This window comes from Rhodanobacter umsongensis, from assembly GCF_042654965.1.
GTDB classification, from domain to species: Bacteria; Pseudomonadota; Gammaproteobacteria; order Xanthomonadales; family Rhodanobacteraceae; genus Rhodanobacter; species Rhodanobacter umsongensis.
Genome location: NZ_JBHSMK010000004.1, coordinates 340,093 through 359,367 on the forward strand (window position 1 = coordinate 340,093; position 19,275 = coordinate 359,367).

The following is a 19,275-nucleotide window of genomic DNA, read 5'->3' on the forward strand; positions in this document are numbered from 1 at the left end:
CGTAACGTGTAGGTGCGGCATCAGCCGCGATCAGGGCCGCATCACGGCCAGCTTCAGGGCGATCGCGGGCCGGTGCGCCACTCGGCGCACCGGTCTTTCCTCAGTGGCGGCGACCGCCGCCGCGGGTGTTCTTCTTAGCTTTCTCCAGCTCGGCCGCGGTCGGCGCCGCCGGCACTTCGCCGGGCTTGAGCGCGTTGACCTTGCTGCCCGGCTTGAGCCGGAACTGGCCTTCGGTGACGACCCGGTCGCCCGCCTTCAGGCCGCTGCCGATCATCACGTGGCTGTCGCCCACTTCGCCGGCGACCACCACCGGCTGCATCTTGACCGTGCTGTCGCCCTGCACCTGGTAGACATAGTCGCCATCGGGCCCGCGCTGCACCGCCTGCGCCGGAATCACCAGGCCGCCATCGACGGTGTTCACCAGCAGCTGCACGTTGACGAACTGGCCAGGCCACAGCTCGTTCCTGGCGTTCGGGAATTCGGATTTGAGGCGGAACGTGCCGGTGGTGGTGTCGATCTGGTTGTCGATCACCTTCAGCACGCCGCCGCTGGCGATCGGGTGCGAATCGGTGCGGTCGAGCGCGGTCACCTGCAGCGCCGCGCTGTCGCGAGTCGCGGCGGCGCGCACCATGTCGAGGTTCTGCTCGGGCAGGGTGAACATGATGTTGATCGGCTGCAGCTGGGTCAGCGTGACAATCGCGGTGGACGTGGTGATCACGTTGCCCGGATCCACGCCGCGGATGCCGGCCAGGCCATCGATCGGAGAGATCACCTTGGTGTAGGCCAGTTTCACCTGGCTGTCGCGGATGTTGGCCGCGTCGGCCGCCACCGCGGCCTGGTACTGGGTGGCCGTGTTGCGCAGCGTATCCAGATCCTGCTTGGAGATATAACCCTTGGTGATCAGATCCTGGTTGCGCGACAGGTTGCTATTCGCGGTGTCCAGCAGCGCCTGATCCTGATGCTGCTTCGCCAGCGCCTGGTCATAGGCCGCCTGGTAAGTGCGCGGATCGATCTGTGCCAGTACCTGGCCCTTCTTCACCGGCTGGCCTTCGGTGAACTCCAGGCTGAGCAGCTGGCCGCCCACCTGCGGGTTCACGGTGACCGTGTTCAACGCCTGCACCGTGCCCAGTGCGGTCAGGTAGACCGGCACGTTCTGCTTGGCCACCGGCACTACGGTGACCGGCACCGGCGGTGTCGCATCCTTTCCATCCTTGCCCTTGGCCGCGGTTTGCGCCGCGGCCGGGTCGGCCGGCTTGTGCAACAGACGGAAACCCACGGCGGCCACGACGATCACGACAATGACGATCAACGCGATCTTCCAAAAACGCGACATGTAAAACTCCTGGACTGAACGGTGCGGTCAACCGGTAATCGGCAACGCGGCAAGCGTCTCTCTCGATGGCTGCTTCCGCCGGGCTTGCACCCGTGCTGAACGCTGCCGGCAAACGCCTTTCTGAAGCGAAAGCATAGGGGCAGTTGAACGAGATTGAACAATGCCGGTTGACATGGTCAGGGTATGACCGATGGCATAGCCACCCCGCGATCGCAGCGCCAAGTCCCGCCGGGGGCGGCCTGCGGCGCCAACGCGTCGTCCACCGCACATCGGCGCGGCGCACTGAAACTTGCCGCGCGCTTCGTTTATAATCCGCGACTGTTGCCCGTCACGCACCCAAATCGGGATCTGGCGGCAGTGACATGCGTGCCGTGCACCAGCCACGGCAACCCTCGCCGGAATGATTCGCCAGACCGGTGCGACAGTACAGGCAATTCAGACAGGTCGGGCTGCCATCGTGGCCTCCCGGCTTGTCCACTCGACAGGAGTACGTGCGTGAGCGGTCCCATGAGCAAATCCGATCAGAGCGTCTTGCGCCAGTTTTCGATCATGATCGGCGGTCTGGCGGTACTGACGGTGGTGCTGATTTTCGCGGCACTGGCGATCCACGAGCACGAGCCCCAGGAAAGCAACCCGAACCAGGCCTCGGCGACTTCGGCACGGATCGCGCCGGCCGCTGCGGTATACGCCGGCAACACCGGCCGCGCCGCCATGCAGGCGGCCGCCGACGCCGCGGCCAAGGCTGCCGCCTCGCAGGTCGCCTACGGCGGCACCACGGACGGCAAGGCGATCTTCGATCACCTGTGCACCAGCTGTCACACCTCCGGCGTGGCAGGCGCACCCAAGGTCGGCGACAAGGCGATGTGGAGCCCGCGCATCGCGCAGGGCATCGATACCTTGGTCAAGCACGCGATCGAGGGTTACCACGGCCCGGACGGCAACTTCATGCCGGCGAAGGGCGGCAACCCGGCGCTCACCGACGAGCAGGTGACCAATGCCGTGCACTGGATCGTCGACCAGGCGAAGTAGTTCGTCCCGGTCCACCAGGCTTCGCCAGCGCCCTTCGGGCCGATGCCAGTCAGTTGAGCTGACTGGCATTTTTCGTGGGGTATTTGTAGGGACGTCGTTTGACTTCCCGGGACATCGCCGTCGTCGTGCTGGCCATGGTTGGGCGCGTGCTCGCTGTCGGAGCCAAGCGGATCGTCTGAGAAAGTCGCGGGGCGTATCGCAGCTCGGCGACGATGGCGCGTGGAAACCCCTGGAAGCCGAGTCGGCAATCCACTTCGCCTAGCCTCGATGCCGCGCGATCCAGTCCTGCGCAAACTCCTTCAGCCTCGGAAAGAACGCCTCGAAGTGCGGCTGCAGCAACGCGTCGCGCTGCGCCAGCACCGGCAGCGCCACATCCAGCGGATTGGCCCGGCTGAGCCGCTGCCCGATGCCGGTCAACGCCTTGCCCAGGGTCGTGCGATCGGCATAGCCGGCGGGCAGGTCATGTGCGTCCATGTAGCCGCGAAACCGCCGCAGTGCCGGCGGCAACAACGCGTCCTGCCGATGCAGCAGGGCACGCAAGGCCGCCGAGTAGTCATCCAGCGGCCCGGCGGCCCAGCGCGAAAACTCGCGCGCCAGGCAATGATCGAACCACATGTCCAGCAGGATCCCGGCGTAGCGCCGGTACGGCGGCGGCAGCAACGCCTTGGCCGCCAGCACCTCGGGATGTCCATCGGTATACACGTCGATCGCACGATGCAGGCGGATGCCGTCGATCACCGGCCGGGGCAGCAAGATCGTCTCCGCCCGGCCGTGCAGGAAGTCGCCCAGCATGCCGCCCAGTTGCAACTGCTCGTCATCGCCGGCCAGCAATGCATGCGCCAGGTGGTTCACCGGATGCGCCTGCGGCGGCAGATCGCGGTGGCGGTTATCATCATGTGCATGAACCCCATCGAGCTTCCCGCCGCCCCTGCCAGCTTTCCTGATGTCGCCGCCAGTTTCATGCTGGATGGCCCCGCCGGCAAGCTCGAAGCCATCAGCGACATCGCCGAACCGGCCTGCGCGCGTGGCGCCGTGGCGGTGATCTGCCATCCGCTGACCCCCGAAGGCGGCACCATGCACAACAAGGTGGTGACGATGGCCGAGCGGGCGCTGCGCGAGTCCGGCCTCGATACGCTGCGTTTCAACTTCCGCGGGGCAGGTAGCTCGCAAGGCGCCTACGACAAGGGCCAGGGTGAGAGCGACGACCTGGCCGCAGTCGTCGACTGGGTGCACCGCGCGCGTCCGCATGATGCGCTGTGGCTGGTCGGCTTCTCGTTCGGCAGCTACGTGACCATCCGCAATGCCGTGCGGCTGCACGCCGATGCGCTGATCAGCATCGCGCCACCGGTCGGGCGCTGGGAGTTCGAGGGCGTGACGGTACCGACCTGCCCTTGGCTGATCGTGCAGGGCGAGGCCGACGAGGTGGTCGAGCCGCAGGCGGTGTTCGACTGGGTCGATGCGCTGGAGCACAAGCCCGAACTGGTGCGCATGCCGGACACCAGCCATTTCTTTCATCGTCGGCTGATGGATCTGCGCGGAGCGATCAAGCATGCCGTGCGCGGCTGGTTGCCGCCGCTGCGGCATGGCTGAGCCCTGCGTTCGCCCCTCTTCAAGAACCATGCGCCATGAGTGAAACCCTCTCGCCTGCGCCCAGCGCGCGTTATCAGGAAGGCGTCGCCGCGCATCGCTGGGAATCCGATCCCGCTCAACTGGCGCTGCTGTCCGAGTTCGACCGCATGCATGCGGCGCTGTCTGCGCAACCGGCCAATGGCAACGGCCTGTTTGGACGGCTGAAAACCCTGCTCGGCAACGATCCGCCCGAAGCGGTGCCAGGGATCTATCTGTGGGGCACCGTCGGCCGCGGCAAGACCTTCCTGATGGATCTGTTCGTGGCGAGCCTGCCGCACGGCATCGCGTTGCGCCGGCACTTTCACCGCTTCATGGGCGAGGTGCACGATAGCTTGCGCACCCTGGGTGAGCGGCAGAGCCCGCTGATCGAAGTCGCCGCCGGTATCGCCGCGCGCTGCCGCGTGCTGTGCCTGGACGAGTTCCTGGTCAACGACATCGGCGATGCCATGATCCTGTCCGGCCTGCTCGACGAGCTGTTCAGGCGCGGCGTGAGCCTGGTCACCACCTCCAACACCGCGCCGGCAAACCTGTACCGGGACGGCCTGCAGCGCGCGCGTTTCCTGCCCGCGATCGCATTGATCGAACAGCGCTGCCGCGTGATCGAGATGGCGTCGTCGCACGACTGGCGCCTGCGCGCGCTGACCCAGGCGCGGGTCTATCTCACGCCGCCCGGCGCCGAGGCGCATCGCGCGCTGGAGCGCATCTTCGCCGGCCAGGCCAGCGGCACGGTGCAACAGGATGGCGTGCTGCAGATCAACGGCCGCGATATCCCGTTCCGCAAGCGCGCCGACGACATCCTGTGGTTCGACTTCGTGGCCCTGTGCGAAGGCCCTCGCGCCGTGGCCGACTACATCGCGCTGGCCAAGGCCGGCGCCACCATCATCCTTGCCAACGTGCCGCAGTTCACCCTCTACAGCGACGACGCGGCCCGGCGCTTCGTGCAGCTGGTGGACGAGTTCTACGACCATCGCGTCAAGCTGGTGCTGTCCGCGGCCGCACCGGTCACCGAGCTGTACGATGGCGAACGCCTGCGCGCCGAGTTCGGTCGCACCGAATCACGGCTGATCGAGATGCAGAGCGAGGAGTACCTCGCGCAGCCACATCGGACGCAGTGACGGCCCCGGCCAGCCCGTGCATGTATCGGCGGCGGTCCCCCGTACGCGCCGGACCTCCGGAAATCGACGAAATGACGGCGGCAGCTGCTAACGTGCGGACGCCCCCGCGCCGGAGTTCCGCATGTCCATCATCCTTGCCCTCGCCCTGCTTCTGGCTTCGCCGTCCGCTGCCCGGGACGACGGTTTCGGTGCACGCGTGCTGCGTGGCCGGCTGGTGGAAGCCGGCCCCACAGGTGCGGCCTACCAGAAGGCGCTGTGGCAGCAGATCAACGATCCCGCCGCCGCCGCGCTGAAGGGATGCATCGCCCGCCATGCCCCCGCGGACAAGTCACCCTTCACCGTGGTCGCCAACGTGCTGCCGGATGGAAAGCCCGACCAGGTGCAGGCCCAGCCGGGCACGCCGGTCGCCCAATGCTTCGCCGACTGGCTGGCCACGAACACCTTGCCGGCGCCGCCGGCACTGGCCAGCGAGCCGGCCTATCCGATCGAGATCGACGTCAGCATCGTGCCCTGAGCCGGCGACCCCGCCTCATGCCGGCTGCAGCCGGGCTTGCTGGAAACGGCGGTGATGGATCAGCAGGCCGCTGAAGTAGACAAGGTAATAGCCCACCAGCAGGCCGATCACCAGCATGGTCAGCGGACTGCTGGTGTAACCCGCCAGCGGCATGCCGGGGGCGGCGCCCGTTGCCGCCGGCGTAGCCTCCATCTGCGGCAGCAGCACCAGCAACCGCCAGCCCAGCCGGCCGAGCAGCAGCACCGTGAGCAGCGCGCCGATCCACGGATTGGGCACGTAGCAGTCGCCCCTGAGCGGATCGACCTCGAAGCGGGTCAGGCGCAGTCCGAGTAGGCCGAGCGCGCCGCCGATCAAGCTGCCACCTACCAGCCCTTCGGCCAGTTCGATCCGGTGGAACCCGCTGAGCGCGAACACGACACCGAGCACCGAGAACACCGCGATGCGGAAGATCATCCGCTTGCGCTGGATCGGCTGGCGGCCGAACTGGCGGCTCACCCGCCGCCAGACCACCCAGGCCAGCAGCGGCAGCATGACGAGGTATTGAGTCAGGTGGACAGGCATAGGCATCGCCGCATGGAGAACCGGGGGCAGCTTAGTCGAGTACCGGGCGATGCACGACTGGCGTTCGTCATGCGTCGGCCGGGCGGAACCGCTCAGTCTCTGGCCAGTTGCTCGGCCAGCGAACGCGTTCGGGCAGTCACCACGTTGCCCGTATGCAAGGTGGATTTGCGCTCGATCAACATCAGGCAGCACTCCTGCTCGGCAACCGGATTGTGCCTGACGCCCTTGGGCACCACGAACATCTCGCCTTCGGCAAGCTCGACCGGGCCGGCCTCCATCTCGATACGCAGCCGGCCAGCGAGGATCAGGAACATCTCGTCCTCGTCCTCGTCGTCGTGGCTGTGCCAGCCGAACGTGCCCAGCACCTTGGCGACCTTGATGTAGGAATCGTCCACCTCGCCCACGACTCGCGGCGACCAGTAGTCGGTCAGCGCGAAAGCGGCGTCTTTTGGAGAAATCGCCTGCGGCATGGGCACTCGGTGCTATTTCGCCTTGCCCTGGTTCGCCACCGCGGCCATCTTCGCGGCGATGTCGGCGGCGTCGCCCAGGTAGTAATGGCGCAGCGGCTTGAGGTGCTCGTCGAATTCGTATACCAGCGGAACGCCGTTGGGGATGTTCAACTCGACGATCGCCTCGTCGGAGATGCCGTCGAGATACTTCACCAGCGCGCGCAGCGAATTGCCGTGTGCGACCACCAGTACGCGCTGGCCGGCACGGATCGCTGGCGCCAGCACCTCATGCCAGTACGGCAGCACGCGCTCGACGGTGTCCTTCAGGCACTCGGTGTCGGGGATATCTTTCGGATCGAGCGTGGCGTATCGCGGATCGTGCACCGACTCGTTTTTGCTGCGCTCCAGCGGCGGCGGCGGGATGTCGTAGCTGCGGCGCCAGATCTTGACCTGCTCCTCGCCGTACTTCGTCGCGGTCTCGGCCTTGTTGAGCCCGGTCAACCCGCCGTAGTGGCGCTCGTTGAGGCGCCAGTCGGTAAGCACCGGCAGCCACATCAGATCCATGGTGTCCTGCACGCCCCACAGCGTGCGCACCGCGCGCTTGAGCACCGAGGTGTGCGCCACGTCGAAGCTCAAGCCGGCCGCCAGCAGCAGGCGGCCGGACTCGCGTGCCTCGGCCATGCCCTGCGCGGTGAGGTCGACGTCGGCCCAGCCGCTGAAGCGGTTGTCGAGGTTCCACTGGGACTGGCCGTGACGGATCAGAACGAGCTTGTGCATGGATGCGTCCAGCGCATGAGATGAACCGGGAATGGTGCAGGCACGCCGGGGCAGCGTCAAATGCGTCCCCTGCCACAGGTCATGCTAAACCCGCGGCACCGGGGCGGCATCCTAATGCGCACCACTCATCCGGAGATTGCCATGCGTCATTATTCGACGATTTTCATCCTCGCCGCTTTCACGCTCGGCCTGCCCCTGCGGGCGGCCGCGCAGGACAGTGATATCGACAAGATCAACGGCACCGCGCGCGTGGAAGCCGGCCAGCACGCCGGCGACGTCAGCTCGGTCAACGGCTCGGTGGACATCGGCGACAACGCCATCGTGCAGAAGGCCAGCACGGTCAACGGCTCGGTCGAGCTCGGCGACAAGGCGCAGGCCAGCGAACTGGGTACGGTCAACGGCGCCATCACGCTCGGCCGCGGCAGCCGTGTCCGCGGTGAGGTCGAAGCCGTCAACGGGCATATCCGGCTGAACGACGCCGCCGATGTCGGCGGCAAGGTCGACAACGTCAACGGCGGCATCGAACTCGACGCCGCACATGTCGGCGGCGGCATCGAGACCGTCAGTGGCGACATCACGGTGGGCGCCAACTCGCGCGTCGAAGGCGGCATCCTGGTCGACAAGCCGCACGGCTGGTTCAGCGGCAGCAGCCGCACACCGGAAGTGGTGATCGGCCCGCACGCGGTGGTCCAGGGCACGCTGGAGTTCCGCCGCGAGGTGGTATTGAAAGTCAGCGACAGCGCGCAGATCGGCCCGGTCAAAGGCGCCACGCCGGTGAAGTTCAGCGGCGCCATGCCGTAAGGCTTGCCGTGGAAGGCCGCCCGCCGGCGATGTTCTTCTTCCGGGACTCGGGAGAGCATCGTCCGCTGGCGGACTCCTACAGCCAGTCGCGCGGCTTCAGGTAGTCGGCCAGCTTCGCTTCGGCGGAGCCTTCATCGGGCTGGTAGGCGTACTCGAAGCGCACCCGCGGCGGCAGGCTCATCAGGATCGACTCGGTGCGTCCGCCGGACTGCAGCCCGAACAGCGTGCCGCGGTCGTAGACCAGGTTGAACTCCACGTAGCGGCCGCGCCGGTACAGCTGGAACTCGCGCTCGCGCTCACCGTACGGCGTGTCCATCCGGCGCCGGGCGATGGGCAGGTAGGCGTCGAGGAAGCCTTCGCCCACCGCGCGGGTGAAGGCGAAGCAGCGCTCGAAGCCACCCTCGTTCATGTCGTCGTAGAACAGCCCGCCCACGCCGCGCGTCTCGTCGCGATGCTTCAGATAGAAGTAGTCGTCGCACCATTGCTTGTAGCGCGGATAGACGTCCATTCCGTACGGCTCGCACAGGTCTCGCGCCACCGTGTGCCAGTGCCTCACGTCCTCGTCCACCGGATAGAACGGGGTCAGGTCGAAGCCGCCGCCGAACCACCACACCGGCTCCACGCCTTCCTTGCTGGCCTCGAAGTAGCGCACGTTCGCATGGGTGGTCGGCACGTGCGGGTTGTTCGGGTGCAGCACCAGCGAAACGCCGGTGGCAGTGAAGCTGCCACCGGCCAGCTCCGGCCGATGCGCGGTGGCGCTGGGTGGCAGCTGGGTGCCCGACACGCGGGAGAAGTTGACGCCGGCCTGCTCGAACACCGCGCCGCCACGCAGTACGCGGGTGCGTCCGCCACCGCCCGCCGCGCGCTGCCACGCGTCCTCCTCGAAATGCGCCGCGCCGTCGAGGCGTTCGATCGCCGAGCAGATGCGGTCCTGCAATCCGCGCAGGAAGGTTTCGGCGCGGTCGGCGTGTTCGCTCATCGTCAGACTCCTCGATTCGATGCCGAAAGCTTAGCAAGGCCAAGACCGCCGGCCCTGCGGCGCGGCGCCGCGGCGACGTGAGCCAGGTCAGCGCTCAGCGCAGTCGCGCCACCATCCGCCGATGCCCGACCAGCTGCGCCCAGCGCAAGCCCAGGTCGATCCACATCAGATAGCCGGACTCGAGCAGCAGTCGGCCAACATAGCGCGCGTGCCGCGGCAGCACCGGCTCGGCGGCCACCGGCAACCCGGTGAAGCCGAGCTGGCGCGCCAGCAACAGGCAACGCGCGAGATGGTAGCGGCTGGTCACCAGCGCCACCGGCGGCAGCTCGGCGCCGTCCGCCTGCAGCAAGAGCCGTGCATGGCGCAGGTTCTCCAGCGAGTCGGCCGAGTCCTGTTCCAGCTCCACCCGCACATGGTCCGGCAGGCCATGTTGCTGCAGCCAGGCGTGGCCGGCGGAGGCTTCGCTGCACTGTCCATCGCTGGAGCCGCCAAGCAGCAGCACGTGATCGACCTGCGATTGCTGCGCCAGCATCAGCGCGCGGCCGAGGCGCTGCTGATAATCGTGTTCCGGCGCATCGCCTTCGAGCCGCCGCCCGAACACCAGCGCGACCATCCGTCGCGGCGGCACCAGCGGGCTGCGCGCGGCGATCCGGCAGACGTGGACCAGGTAGGCCAGCCAGATCAACCCCGCGCTCAACACCAGCGCCAGCGCGGTGACCATCGCCGCTTGCTGCACGTCGCGGTCGCGCAGGTAGCGCCAGGTGCGTGGGTTCGATGGCATGCTGGCCGCAGCGTGATGGAGAGGCGCCAGTCTAGCCGGCGCGGCGGGTGTTCGCGGCACCTTCATGCCGCTGTCGGCACCATGCGGCACCGCTTGCGGGCCGGTCGGCCGCGGGCTAGGCAAGATATGGGGCGACCGCTAGGCTTTCTTGATGCCCATTCCAATGACACCACTCGCGGTCACCGCGTACACCGCCACGTCCGCCATCGGCGGTGGTCAGGCCGCGCAACTCGATGCGCTTCGGCGGGGCCGCAGCGGACTGCGCCCGAACGACATCAGCAGCGCGCCGCTGACCTGCTGGATCGGCCGCGTCGAGGGCGTCGAAGAGGCCACGCTGCCCGCCGCGCTGGCCAGCTGGGAGTGCCGCAACAACCGCCTGGCCTGGCTGGGCTTGAACCAGGACGGCTTCCTCGAACGGGTACGTTCGGCGCGCAGTCGTTACGGTCCAACCCGCGTGGCGTTGCTGCTGGGCACCTCGACTGCCAGCATCGGCGCCACCGAGGAGGCCTATCGACGGCTCGATGCCGATGGCGGATTTGCCGATGACATGCTGCGACCGCAGATCCATGCACCGCATTCGCTGGCCGCCTTCGTCGCCGCCGCCCTGGCGCTGGAAGGCCCATGCCTGACCATCTCCACCGCCTGCTCGTCCAGCGCCAAGGTGTTCGCCAACGCCGAGCGGATGATCCGGCTCGGCCTGGTCGACGCGGCGGTGGTCGGCGGCGTGGACACCTTGTGCGACAGCGTGCTGTTCGGCTTCAACGCACTGGAGCTGGTGTCGCCCTCACCCTGTCGGCCATTCGATGCGGCGCGCGACGGCATCTCGATCGGCGAGGCGGCCGGCTTCGCGCTGCTGGAGCGCGCCGCCATGGCGCCGGACGCGCCGCAGTTGCTGGGCTACGGCGAGGCCAGCGATGCGTATCACATGTCCACCCCGCATCCGGACGGGCTCGGTGCCGAACTGGCATTGAACGATGCGCTGGCCCGCGCCGGTCTGGACGCGGCGCAGGTCGACTACATCAACCTGCACGGCACCGCCAGCCAGAAGAACGACGAAGTGGAAGCCGCACTGGTCAGCCGCGCCTTTGCGCCGCATACCCGGGCGAGCTCGACCAAGGGTTTCACCGGCCACACGCTGGGCGCCGCCGGGATCGTGGAAGCGACCATCGCGTTGCTGGCGATCGAGCACGGCCTGATTCCCGCCAACCTCGGCGGCGACACGCCCGATCCGGTCTGCGGCACGCAGTTCGCCTGGACCGGCGAACAACAGCGCGTCGATGTGGCGCTCAGCAATTCGTTCGGCTTCGGCGGCAACAACGCCTGCCTCGCGTTTGCGCGCGCCGGGTTTGCCGCATGAGTGCATCGCCGCCGGGGGTGTCGCGCATCTACGTGGAGGGCGTCGGCCTGTGGTCGCGGCAATTGGCCGATTTCTCCAGCCTGCGGAGCCTGCTTGCCGGCGTTGCGCCAACGCCGCCGCCGGCCCGGCCAGCCGCCGCCACACTGCCGCCGAACGAGCGCCGCCGCGCACCGGAAAGCGTGCTGCTGGCGGTCGAGGTGGCGGCCCAGGCAGTCGCGATGAGCGGGCGCGATGCCGCCACGCTGGCGTGCGTGTTCGCTTCCTCGCATGGCGATCAGCCGATCACCGACTACATGTGCGCCACGCTGGCGCGGGCGCCGGCCGAACTATCACCGATCCGTTTCCACAATTCGGTACACAACGCGCCGGTTGGCTACTGGACGATCGCCACCGGCTGCCACGCGCCCTCCACCGCGGTAGCCGCGCAGCACGCCAGCTTCGGCGCCGGCCTGCTCGAAGCGGTGAGCCAGGTGCTGGCCGAACACCGTGCGGTGCTGCTGGTGTGCAGCGACACCGGCGGCAGCGGGCCGCTGGACGAAGTCACCGGCTGCCGGCAGCCTTTCGGTTGCGCGCTGGTGCTGGCGCCGCAGGCCGGTCCATCGACGCTGGCCCGGCTCGATCTGCAGCTGACCGCAGCCGGCGTCGACCCGCCGCTGGAGGAACCGCTGGCAGGATGGCGCGCAGGCAATCCCTCGGCGGCGGGCCTGCCCTTGCTGGCCCTGCTGGCCGGCGGGCCGGGCGGCTGCCAGCTGGCAGCCGCCGCTACACTGGGCGTGCGGATCGACAAGGAGAATGTCGCTTGAACACTGCTGTCGCGCGCTGGTGCGTGCTGATTCCCTGTCTGAACGAAGAAGCCGCCATTCGCTCGGTGGTCGAGTCCGTGCTCGCGCTGGGCGCACCGGTGATCGTGATCGACGACGGCTCCGACGACCGCACGCCGGAGATCGTCGCCAGCCTGCCGGTGACCCTGCTGCGCAACACCGAACGCTGCGGCAAGGGCGAAGCCCTGCGGCGGGGTTTTCGCGAGGCGCTGCGGCAAGGCTACGAGGCGGTGCTGACCATGGATGGCGACGGTCAGCACCTGGCCAGCGACATCCCGCGCATCGTGGCGGCCGCCGCGCAATACCCCGAGCACATCGTGATCGGCGCCCGCCTGCTCGATCGCGAACAGCAGCCCAAGGGTCGCCGCCGTGCCAACGCGGTGGCCGACTGGGGCATCTCCTGGGCGTGCGCGCAGCCGATCGCCGATACGCAGAGCGGGCAGCGCTGGTACCCGCGCCAGGCACTGGACCTGGTCGATCTGCCGGCGGAGAACTTCGTGTTCGAGGCGGCCATCCTGATCGCCGCCTCGCGCGAGAAGAAGCTTGGCGTGGTCTCGGTGCCGATCGCCTCGCGCTATCACGGCGAGTTCCGCCTGAGCCACTTCAATCCCGTCGGCGATGTCACCCGCATCAGCACGTATACCGTCGGCCGGGTCCTCCACTACGGCAACCTCATTGCCAGCTATCGCCGCTCGCGCGCCGCACCGATCGTCATCACCAACGCGACCGGCTGACGCCATGGGCCACGCGCTGCTGCTGGTGCAGCTGGTGGTGATCCTGCTCACCGCGCGCGGGCTGGCGTGGCTGTTGCGCTGGATCGGCCAGCCGCCGGTGATCGGCGAGATGATCGCCGGCCTCGCGCTGGGCCCGCTGGTGTTCGGCGCGCTGGCGCCGGCGTGGCAGGGCTGGCTGTTCGCACCGGCCAGCCTGCCGGCCCTGGACGGCCTGAGCCAGATCGGACTGGTGCTTTTCATGTTCATCGTCGGCGCCGAACTGCGCCTGCCGGGCGGCATGCGGCAGACCCTGCGCGCGGCCGGCGCGGTGGGCGGCCTCGCGGTGATGCTGCCGATCGGCCTGGCCCTGCTGATCACGCCGATGCTGCATGCGCGCTACGCGCCGGCCGGCATCGCGTACTGGCCATTCGCGCTGTTCATGGCCGGGTCGCTGGCGATCACCGCGATGCCGGTGCTGGCGCGCATCCTGAAGGATCGCCATCTCACGCACACACCGGTCGGCCAGCTCGCGCTCACCGCGGCCGCGATGGCCGACGTGCTGGCGTGGATCCTGCTCGCACTCACCGTCGCGCTGATTTCCGCACATGGCGACTGGAGCCCGTTCTGGCGCAGCGTGCTCGGCGCGGGCGCGGTGCTGGCGCTGTGCTTCGGTGTGCTGCGTCCGCTGCTGCGGCGCTGGCTGGCGCGGCATGCGACGGATGGCCGGCCGGCCGGCGGCGTGCTCGCCGTGCTGCTGATCGGCGCGCTTGGCTGCGCCGCCCTGACCGAGTGGCTGCATCTGCACGCGGTGTTCGGCGCGTTCGTGTTCGGCCTGTGCCTTCCGCGCGACGACACGCTGCTGGCCGGGCTGATCGAACGGCTCGAACACGTCGCGGTGATTGCGCTGATGCCGGTGTTCTTCGCGCTGACCGGTCTCAGCACCAGCGTCGATGCGCTCCATGGCGAGGCGCTCGGCGCGTTCGCACTGATCCTCGCCGTGGCCGTGATCGGCAAGGTGTTCGGCGGCGCGTTGGGCGCGCGCATGGGCGGCCACGGCTGGCGCGACAGTTTCGCGGTCGGGTCGCTGATGAATGCCCGCGGCATGGTCGAGCTGATCGTGCTGAAGATCGGCCTCGACGCCGGCGTGATCGGCCGCGAGATGTTCACCCTGCTGCTATTGATGGCGATCGTCACCACCATGATGACCACGCCGATGCTGCTGTGCTTCAGCAATCGCCAACGAGGTGCAACCCCGGCGAACTCACGCCACCCCAACCCGCGCTGAGTCACCATCCACTGCCTGCGACACCCCCAAACCGCACCCTGGAGCTGCGCCTGCATGAGCGAGACGACACACGAAGCGGTAATCCTCGGCGGTGGACTGGCCGGCCTGTGCCTGGCGCTGCAATTGCGCGGCGAGTTTCCGGACATGGACATCCTGGTGCTGGAGCGCAACCGCCATCCGCTGCCGGCCGCCGCGCACAAGGTCGGCGAGTCGACGGTCGAGATCGGTGCGCATTACTTCGATCACACGCTGGGCCTCCGCGAGCACATGGATACGGCGCACATCCGCAAGTTCGGGCTGCGCTACTTCTTCTCCGACGGGCGCGCGGATGTGCAGAACACCACCGAACTGGGGGTCAGCCGGATCCTGCCGATTCCCAGCTACCAGATCGACCGCGGCATTTTCGAGAACTTCCTCGGCGAGGAAGCGCGCCGACGCGGCATCGACTTCCGCGACGGCGCCACGGTCAAGGGCTTCGCCGTCGGCGAACACGGCGCGACGCACACGGTGCGCTTCATCGACGCAGACGGCGAGCACGCCGTCCGCGCGCGCTGGTTGCTGGACGCCTCGGGCCGCGCCGCGCTGCTGCGCCGCCGTTTCGACCTGACCCTGGACAACGGCCACCATGCCAACGCGGTGTGGTTCCGCATGGGCGCGAAGCTCGACATCGATAGCTGGAGCGACGATGCCGACTGGCGCGGCCGCGTTTCGCCACCGGAGCGCTGGCGCTCGACCAACCACCTGATGGGCGCCGGCTACTGGGCCTGGCTGATTCCGCTGGGCTCGGGCGCGCATTCGGTGGGCATCGTCACCGACGCGGCGATGCATCCGCTGGAAGGCATGCGCGATTTCGACCTCGCGCTGGCATGGCTGCATGCACGCCAGCCGGCGATGGGCCACGCGATCGCCGCCGAGCGCGACAGCCTGCTCGACTTCCGCTTCCTGCGTGACTACTCGCACAGCAGCAGGCAACTGTTCTCGGCCGACCGCTGGGCGCTGACCGGCGAGGCCGGCACCTTCCTCGACCCGTTCTATTCGCCGGGCAGCGATTTCATCGCCATCGCCAACACGTACATCGTGGCGCTGATCGGGCACGACCGCGCCGGCCGCAACATCGCGCCGTATGCGCACTTCTACGAGAAGCTGTACTTTTCGTTCTACGAGAACACCCTGGCCCTGTTCCGCGACCAGTACCCGCTGTTCGGCAACGCCGAAGTGCTGCCGGCCAAGGTGATCTGGGACTACGCGTACTACTGGGGCGTGCTGTGCCAGTTGATGTTCCAGCAGCGGCTGACCGACCTGAACCTGCTCGGCGACATGCGCCCCGAACTGGAGCACGCCCAGGCATTGAACACGCGCATGCAGCAACTGTTCCGCCAGTGGCATGCCGCCGGCGGCGGGCAGAGCCGGCGCGAAATGCTGGACCAGTGCGCATTGACGTGGTTCGCCGACCTCAACGCCACGCTGACCGACCCGCTGGACGATGCCGGCATCCGCTCGCGGCTGCGCGACAACGTGCGCCTGCTCGACGGCATCGCCGACGCACTCACCCTGCAGGCCGGCGGCGCCGACGCGCGGCTGCACGCGCCCCTGTCAGGCCAGCCGCGGCCGGCGCTGTTCACTGCGCTGGCATGACGCGTCAGCCCATGCCGCCGTTGACGCCGATCAGCTGACCGTTGATGTAGCCGGCCGCATCCGAGCACAGGAAGGCGACCAGCGCGGCGACTTCCTCCGGCTTGCCGGCGCGTTGCGCAGGCACCATCTCGCGAATGCGTTCGGGCGGAAAGGCCGCATCGGCCATGCGCCCTTCGATCACGCCGGGCGCGACCACGTTGACGGTGATCCCGCGCGAAGCCATCTCGCGCGCCAGCGACTTGCTGGCGCCGACCAGTGCGGCCTTCGCCGCCGCGTAGTTGGTCTGGCCGCGATTGCCCAATTGCGCCGCCGCCGAGCCGATCGAGACGATGCGGCCGAAACGCGCGCGCGCCATCGGCAGCAGCAGCGGCTGGGTGACGTGGAAGAAGCCGTGGAGCGAGACATCGATGACCCGGTGCCACTGCTCGTCGCTCATCCCCGCCATCGGCGCGTCGTCGTGGATGCCGGCGTTGTTGACCAGCGCGTGGATCGGCCCTTCGGACAGCAGTACGTCCAGCGCGGCGCGGGTCACCTCCGCATCGGTGACGTCGAATGCCAGCGCCTGTGCGCTGCCGCCGCCGGCGACGATCGCCGCCACGGTTTCCTCGGCCCGGGTCAGGCTGTGATGGCCGTGCACGAGGACGTGCCAGCCCGCCGCGGCAAGCGCATGGCAGATCGCCCCCCCGAGCTCGCCACTGCCGCCGGTCACCAGAGCGCGGCGCGGAACGGGTACTTCGGGCATGGCGGACCTCGCTGGAGGATCAGGGGGAAGAATGAATGACAGTGGCGCGGCCACTGGCGAGCAGACGGCCGCGATGCTCCACGCGGAACGCGTAGAGCGCACCACCGACGTCGGCGCTTACACACTCGGCATGGACGTCCAGACGGCCATCCGGATCGACGTATTCCATCTGCAGTTGCACGCTCCGCAGGCTCACCAGCATGCCGGGGCGCACCGTCTCGTCGCCGCGCGCACGCGCCCGCAGCGCGCCATGCACCGCCATCGCCTGGGCGCCGTATTCAGCCAGATGCACGGCGTGCAGGCCGCCCGGGCCACGCAACGGGTTGTCGGCGCGCGCGTGGCCCGCGCTGATCGCGTGGATGCGGTGTTCGTCCCACGTCAGCACCGCGTCGAGCAGGCACATCGCGCCCGCGTGCGGAATCAACGGCGCCCAGTCAGTCTTGTCGAGCATGCGGCGCCATCAGGATCGAAAGGCAAAAGTGGAAAGCCACGCCAAGGCTCACGGTGAGCCCGATCGCGCGCAGCACGGGAATGGTCGCCCACGCCAGCATGCCGAACACCAGCAGCGCGGACAGCACGCAGACGAGGGTCGCGTGCAGCGTGCGCCGCTGCTCGGCCGGATCGCCGGTGTCGCGCTCGAAGAACAGCGCGTAATGCAGGCCGAGGCCGCCAGCGAGGATCAGCGCGACCAGATGGAACAGCGAGATCTCGATGCCGGCCACACGCTCCACCGCCAGTACCAGGAAGGTCGCCAGCGTCATCGGCGCCAGCACGTGCCAGGCGCGGCGCAGGCTGCGCAATGCGAAGGTGATGGTCAGCACCAGCAAAACCGCAGCGGCCAGCAAGGCCTGCAGAATGCGCGTGCGGTAGTCGACCACCAGCGATTCGGAGGCCGCCTTCAGGTCGAGCAGGCGCACTGCGCCATTGCCGTTCCCGCCGAGCGACTGCAACGCCGCCACGTCGTGCACGCCGCTGACCGTACCCAGTCCCAGCCAGTGCCCATCGCGCTGCAACAGCATCGCGGCGAGCCGCTGGCCCAGCGGCGTCTGTGCGTAGCGTTGCGGCGTCAGGGGCGGCAACCGACGTGCGACCTCCACGTCGTCGACGAACGGCTGGAACAGCTCCGCGCGAAACGGCAGACCCTGCAGCGCGTTGGCGAGCTCGCGCTGCAGGCTGGCGCGATCGGGCAGCTTTGCCTGGCGCGCCTGCTGCAGCGCCACCGTCGGCAGGTAGCGCGACGGCAGCTCCAGCGCGTCCACCGCATGCTTCGCGACCAGCGCGTCGACGTGCGGCTGCAGCCTCTCCGACAGCGCCAGCACGCCCTGCTCGGTCGGCGCCTCCAGCACCAGCAGGTAGCGCACGTCGGGTGCGCCGAGCGCTTCGCGCAGGCGCGCGTCGTGCTGCAGCAGGTCCTGCGGCAGCGGGGTCAGCGCGGCGAGGTTGTTCTGCCAGAACGGCGCAGGTGCAAGCGCCAGCATCAGCACGATCGCCGCGGCGACCGCGGCGGGAATCCAGCGCGGCCGCGGCAGGCGGTCGACCATATCGCGCGCGCGCGCCAGCCAGCGCATGTCGGCGACGTCGCGCACGCGCCGCGGCAGCAGGTGCGGCAGCAGGTAGCGCGTGCTGAAGCCGGCCACCAGCAGGCCGACGATGGTGAACACTGCCAGCTGCTTCAGCCCGTTCACGCCGGAGGCGTAGAACGCCAGGTAGGCGATGCAGGCCGAGGCGATCGCGGTCAGCAGCAGCGGCCACAGGGCGCGCACGCTGTGCACCGCATCCTCGCCCGCGCGGCGGTGGCTCAGCACGCGGATCGGGTATTCCTGCGCCACGCCAAGCAGGGTGAAGCCGAACGCCAGGGTGATCCCGTGTACTTCAGGGAAGGCGAGCGTCAACGCGGCGATGCCGGCCAGCGCGGCGCTGGCGATCGGCAGCGCCGACAGCAGCAGCGAGCTGAAGCTGCGATACGCCAGCAGCAGCAGCGCGATGAAACCCACGGTGGAGACGCGCCCTATCCAGTCGGCCTGGTGCCGCGTCTGCGCGCCGACCACCACGCTGAAATAGCCCGGGCCACTGAGGTCGAACTTCGCGCCGGCACTGCCGGGCAAGGCGTGGAAGGCCTGGCGGATGCCGTCGATCGCCTGCTGCTGCGCGCCCGGATCGAAACCGGCGGCGACCGTCTGCACCAGCAGCAGGGCTTCGCCCTGCGGCGAAAACCAAACGCCCTCGCGCAGTTCCGGCGATTTCGCCGGCGCCCACAACTCGGCCAGCTTCAGCACTTCCAGCGTCGGGTCGCGCGGCAACAGGCCTTTCAGCAGACTGGCCGCCGGCGAGGAAAGGTCGTCCAGCCGCTGCTGCAGCTGGTCGGCGAGGTATGGCTCGTCCAGCGGCTGCGTGTCCAGCGTCGGCGACAGCAGGTAGCGATACGGCAGCAGGGTGGTGTCCAGCGCGCCGAGATCGAAGCTGCCATTGAGCACCTGGCTGTAGCGCCGATCATTCTTCAGCGCGGCGGCGAGGCCCTGGCTCAGCGCGGCCAGTTGCGCGTCGGGCTGGCCCGAGATCGACAACAGCAACAAGCGCGAGCCCGGACCTTCGCCGACCTGCTCCATCAGCAGGCGCTGGTCCGGCGTGGTCGGCGCGGGCATGAAGCTGCGCAGGTCGGTGCTGACGTGCAGCCGCTGGCTGACTACCCAGCCGAGTCCGGCCAGCGCCAGCAGCCATCCGATCAGCAGCGTGGCGCGTGCGCCCCGACCCATG

At 68.6% G+C, this 19,275-nt stretch carries 20 protein-coding genes; 10 read left to right on the top strand and 10 right to left on the bottom strand.

Features of this window, described 5'->3' with window-relative positions:
* Nucleotides 1-100: 100 nt before the first annotated feature.
* Complete coding sequence (locus ACFPME_RS08870) at nucleotides 101-1,333, bottom strand: efflux RND transporter periplasmic adaptor subunit (protein WP_377304282.1); 1,233 nt, start codon at nucleotides 1,331-1,333, stop codon at nucleotides 101-103.
* Nucleotides 1,334-1,840: 507 nt separating this feature from the next.
* Between ACFPME_RS08870 and ACFPME_RS08875 the strand changes: the two genes are divergently transcribed.
* On the top strand, nucleotides 1,841-2,362 hold the full coding sequence (locus ACFPME_RS08875; RefSeq protein ID WP_377304284.1) for a c-type cytochrome: 522 nt from the start codon (nucleotides 1,841-1,843) through the stop codon (nucleotides 2,360-2,362).
* Nucleotides 2,363-2,620: 258 nt separating this feature from the next.
* On the opposite strand, the gene ACFPME_RS08880 is transcribed toward ACFPME_RS08875, so the two are convergent.
* Nucleotides 2,621-3,214 carry an acyl carrier protein phosphodiesterase gene (locus ACFPME_RS08880; protein ID WP_377304285.1) on the bottom strand — a complete coding sequence of 198 codons (594 nt, stop codon included), beginning with the start codon at nucleotides 3,212-3,214 and terminating at the stop codon, nucleotides 2,621-2,623.
* Nucleotides 3,215-3,262: 48 nt separating this feature from the next.
* Here ACFPME_RS08880 and ACFPME_RS08885 point away from each other — a divergent pair, with 48 nt between their 5' ends.
* The 3 genes from ACFPME_RS08885 (at nucleotide 3,263) to ACFPME_RS08895 (ending at nucleotide 5,620) form a co-directional block, all read left to right on the top strand.
* On the top strand, nucleotides 3,263-3,952 hold the full coding sequence (locus ACFPME_RS08885; protein ID WP_377304397.1) for an alpha/beta hydrolase: 690 nt from the start codon (nucleotides 3,263-3,265) through the stop codon (nucleotides 3,950-3,952).
* Between the two features lie 35 nt (nucleotides 3,953-3,987).
* A complete protein-coding gene (gene zapE / locus ACFPME_RS08890; protein WP_377304286.1) occupies nucleotides 3,988-5,106 on the top strand; it encodes a cell division protein ZapE in 1,119 nt (372 codons plus the stop codon).
* 121 nt (nucleotides 5,107-5,227) lie between these two features.
* Nucleotides 5,228-5,620: a peptidase C13 gene (locus ACFPME_RS08895; protein WP_377304287.1), complete on the top strand. Its 393-nt coding sequence runs from the start codon at nucleotides 5,228-5,230 to the stop codon at nucleotides 5,618-5,620.
* Nucleotides 5,621-5,635: 15 nt separating this feature from the next.
* On the opposite strand, the gene ACFPME_RS08900 is transcribed toward ACFPME_RS08895, so the two are convergent.
* From ACFPME_RS08900 to gpmA, 3 genes are all read right to left on the bottom strand, one after another.
* Nucleotides 5,636-6,181 (bottom strand): CcdC protein domain-containing protein, encoded by a 546-nt coding sequence (locus ACFPME_RS08900; protein WP_377304289.1) that lies wholly within the window; start codon nucleotides 6,179-6,181, stop codon nucleotides 5,636-5,638.
* Between the two features lie 92 nt (nucleotides 6,182-6,273).
* Nucleotides 6,274-6,651 (bottom strand): cupin domain-containing protein, encoded by a 378-nt coding sequence (locus ACFPME_RS08905; RefSeq protein WP_377304291.1) that lies wholly within the window; start codon nucleotides 6,649-6,651, stop codon nucleotides 6,274-6,276.
* A 12-nt stretch (nucleotides 6,652-6,663) separates the two neighbouring features.
* Nucleotides 6,664-7,407, bottom strand: coding sequence for a 2,3-diphosphoglycerate-dependent phosphoglycerate mutase (gpmA, locus tag ACFPME_RS08910; protein ID WP_377304293.1), 744 nt, complete (start codon nucleotides 7,405-7,407; stop codon nucleotides 6,664-6,666).
* Nucleotides 7,408-7,548: 141 nt separating this feature from the next.
* Between gpmA and ACFPME_RS08915 the strand changes: the two genes are divergently transcribed.
* On the top strand, nucleotides 7,549-8,208 hold the full coding sequence (locus ACFPME_RS08915; RefSeq protein WP_377304295.1) for a DUF4097 family beta strand repeat-containing protein: 660 nt from the start codon (nucleotides 7,549-7,551) through the stop codon (nucleotides 8,206-8,208).
* Nucleotides 8,209-8,284: 76 nt separating this feature from the next.
* Here the strand turns inward: ACFPME_RS08915 and hemF are convergent, their stop codons facing one another.
* Both hemF and ACFPME_RS08925 read right to left on the bottom strand, forming a co-directional pair.
* Complete coding sequence (gene hemF, locus ACFPME_RS08920; RefSeq protein ID WP_377304297.1) at nucleotides 8,285-9,187, bottom strand: oxygen-dependent coproporphyrinogen oxidase; 903 nt, start codon at nucleotides 9,185-9,187, stop codon at nucleotides 8,285-8,287.
* Nucleotides 9,188-9,281: 94 nt separating this feature from the next.
* On the bottom strand, nucleotides 9,282-9,968 hold the full coding sequence (locus tag ACFPME_RS08925; RefSeq protein WP_377304299.1) for an ElyC/SanA/YdcF family protein: 687 nt from the start codon (nucleotides 9,966-9,968) through the stop codon (nucleotides 9,282-9,284).
* A 151-nt stretch (nucleotides 9,969-10,119) separates the two neighbouring features.
* Between ACFPME_RS08925 and ACFPME_RS08930 the strand changes: the two genes are divergently transcribed.
* The 5 genes from ACFPME_RS08930 to ACFPME_RS08950 are packed head-to-tail and all read left to right on the top strand — an operon-like array spanning nucleotide 10,120 to nucleotide 15,779.
* Complete coding sequence (locus tag ACFPME_RS08930; protein WP_377304301.1) at nucleotides 10,120-11,325, top strand: beta-ketoacyl-[acyl-carrier-protein] synthase family protein; 1,206 nt, start codon at nucleotides 10,120-10,122, stop codon at nucleotides 11,323-11,325.
* Entirely contained in the window at nucleotides 11,322-12,128 is an 807-nt protein-coding gene (locus ACFPME_RS08935) for a beta-ketoacyl synthase chain length factor (protein ID WP_377304303.1), read from the top strand. Before ACFPME_RS08930 ends, ACFPME_RS08935 begins: the two co-directional genes overlap by 4 nt.
* Nucleotides 12,125-12,880 carry a glycosyltransferase family 2 protein gene (locus ACFPME_RS08940; protein ID WP_377304305.1) on the top strand — a complete coding sequence of 252 codons (756 nt, stop codon included), beginning with the start codon at nucleotides 12,125-12,127 and terminating at the stop codon, nucleotides 12,878-12,880. The genes ACFPME_RS08935 and ACFPME_RS08940 overlap by 4 nt, the downstream gene beginning before the upstream one ends.
* A 4-nt stretch (nucleotides 12,881-12,884) precedes the next feature.
* Nucleotides 12,885-14,144, top strand: coding sequence for a cation:proton antiporter (locus ACFPME_RS08945; protein WP_377304307.1), 1,260 nt, complete (start codon nucleotides 12,885-12,887; stop codon nucleotides 14,142-14,144).
* A 54-nt stretch (nucleotides 14,145-14,198) separates the two neighbouring features.
* Complete coding sequence (locus tag ACFPME_RS08950; RefSeq protein WP_377304309.1) at nucleotides 14,199-15,779, top strand: NAD(P)/FAD-dependent oxidoreductase; 1,581 nt, start codon at nucleotides 14,199-14,201, stop codon at nucleotides 15,777-15,779.
* Nucleotides 15,780-15,783: 4 nt separating this feature from the next.
* Here the strand turns inward: ACFPME_RS08950 and fabG are convergent, their stop codons facing one another.
* From fabG to ACFPME_RS08965, 3 genes are read right to left on the bottom strand one after another with little or no spacing between them, the layout of a single operon-like run.
* Nucleotides 15,784-16,521, bottom strand: a complete 738-nt coding sequence (gene fabG / locus ACFPME_RS08955) for a 3-oxoacyl-ACP reductase FabG (RefSeq protein WP_377304311.1) — start codon at nucleotides 16,519-16,521, stop codon at nucleotides 15,784-15,786.
* A 19-nt stretch (nucleotides 16,522-16,540) separates the two neighbouring features.
* On the bottom strand, nucleotides 16,541-16,972 hold the full coding sequence (locus ACFPME_RS08960; RefSeq protein ID WP_377304313.1) for a hotdog family protein: 432 nt from the start codon (nucleotides 16,970-16,972) through the stop codon (nucleotides 16,541-16,543).
* Nucleotides 16,956-19,274, bottom strand: coding sequence for an MMPL family transporter (locus ACFPME_RS08965; protein WP_377304315.1), 2,319 nt, complete (start codon nucleotides 19,272-19,274; stop codon nucleotides 16,956-16,958). The genes ACFPME_RS08960 and ACFPME_RS08965 overlap by 17 nt, the downstream gene beginning before the upstream one ends.
* Nucleotide 19,275: the final 1 nt, after the last annotated feature.

Coding starts and splice junctions, on each gene's coding strand:
- ACFPME_RS08870 (WP_377304282.1), bottom strand. CDS start 1,333: ATGTCGCGTTTTTGGAAGATCGCGTTGATCGTCATTGTCGTGATCGTC.
- ACFPME_RS08875 (WP_377304284.1), top strand. CDS start 1,841: ATGAGCAAATCCGATCAGAGCGTCTTGCGCCAGTTTTCGATCATGATC.
- ACFPME_RS08885 (WP_377304397.1), top strand. CDS start 3,263: ATGAACCCCATCGAGCTTCCCGCCGCCCCTGCCAGCTTTCCTGATGTC.
- zapE (WP_377304286.1), top strand. CDS start 3,988: ATGAGTGAAACCCTCTCGCCTGCGCCCAGCGCGCGTTATCAGGAAGGC.
- ACFPME_RS08895 (WP_377304287.1), top strand. CDS start 5,228: ATGTCCATCATCCTTGCCCTCGCCCTGCTTCTGGCTTCGCCGTCCGCT.
- ACFPME_RS08900 (WP_377304289.1), bottom strand. CDS start 6,181: ATGCCTGTCCACCTGACTCAATACCTCGTCATGCTGCCGCTGCTGGCC.
- ACFPME_RS08905 (WP_377304291.1), bottom strand. CDS start 6,651: ATGCCGCAGGCGATTTCTCCAAAAGACGCCGCTTTCGCGCTGACCGAC.
- gpmA (WP_377304293.1), bottom strand. CDS start 7,407: ATGCACAAGCTCGTTCTGATCCGTCACGGCCAGTCCCAGTGGAACCTC.
- ACFPME_RS08915 (WP_377304295.1), top strand. CDS start 7,549: ATGCGTCATTATTCGACGATTTTCATCCTCGCCGCTTTCACGCTCGGC.
- hemF (WP_377304297.1), bottom strand. CDS start 9,187: ATGAGCGAACACGCCGACCGCGCCGAAACCTTCCTGCGCGGATTGCAG.
- ACFPME_RS08925 (WP_377304299.1), bottom strand. CDS start 9,968: ATGCCATCGAACCCACGCACCTGGCGCTACCTGCGCGACCGCGACGTG.
- ACFPME_RS08930 (WP_377304301.1), top strand. CDS start 10,120: ATGCCCATTCCAATGACACCACTCGCGGTCACCGCGTACACCGCCACG.
- ACFPME_RS08935 (WP_377304303.1), top strand. CDS start 11,322: ATGAGTGCATCGCCGCCGGGGGTGTCGCGCATCTACGTGGAGGGCGTC.
- ACFPME_RS08945 (WP_377304307.1), top strand. CDS start 12,885: ATGGGCCACGCGCTGCTGCTGGTGCAGCTGGTGGTGATCCTGCTCACC.
- ACFPME_RS08950 (WP_377304309.1), top strand. CDS start 14,199: ATGAGCGAGACGACACACGAAGCGGTAATCCTCGGCGGTGGACTGGCC.
- fabG (WP_377304311.1), bottom strand. CDS start 16,521: ATGCCCGAAGTACCCGTTCCGCGCCGCGCTCTGGTGACCGGCGGCAGT.
- ACFPME_RS08960 (WP_377304313.1), bottom strand. CDS start 16,972: ATGCTCGACAAGACTGACTGGGCGCCGTTGATTCCGCACGCGGGCGCG.
- ACFPME_RS08965 (WP_377304315.1), bottom strand. CDS start 19,274: ATGGGTCGGGGCGCACGCGCCACGCTGCTGATCGGATGGCTGCTGGCG.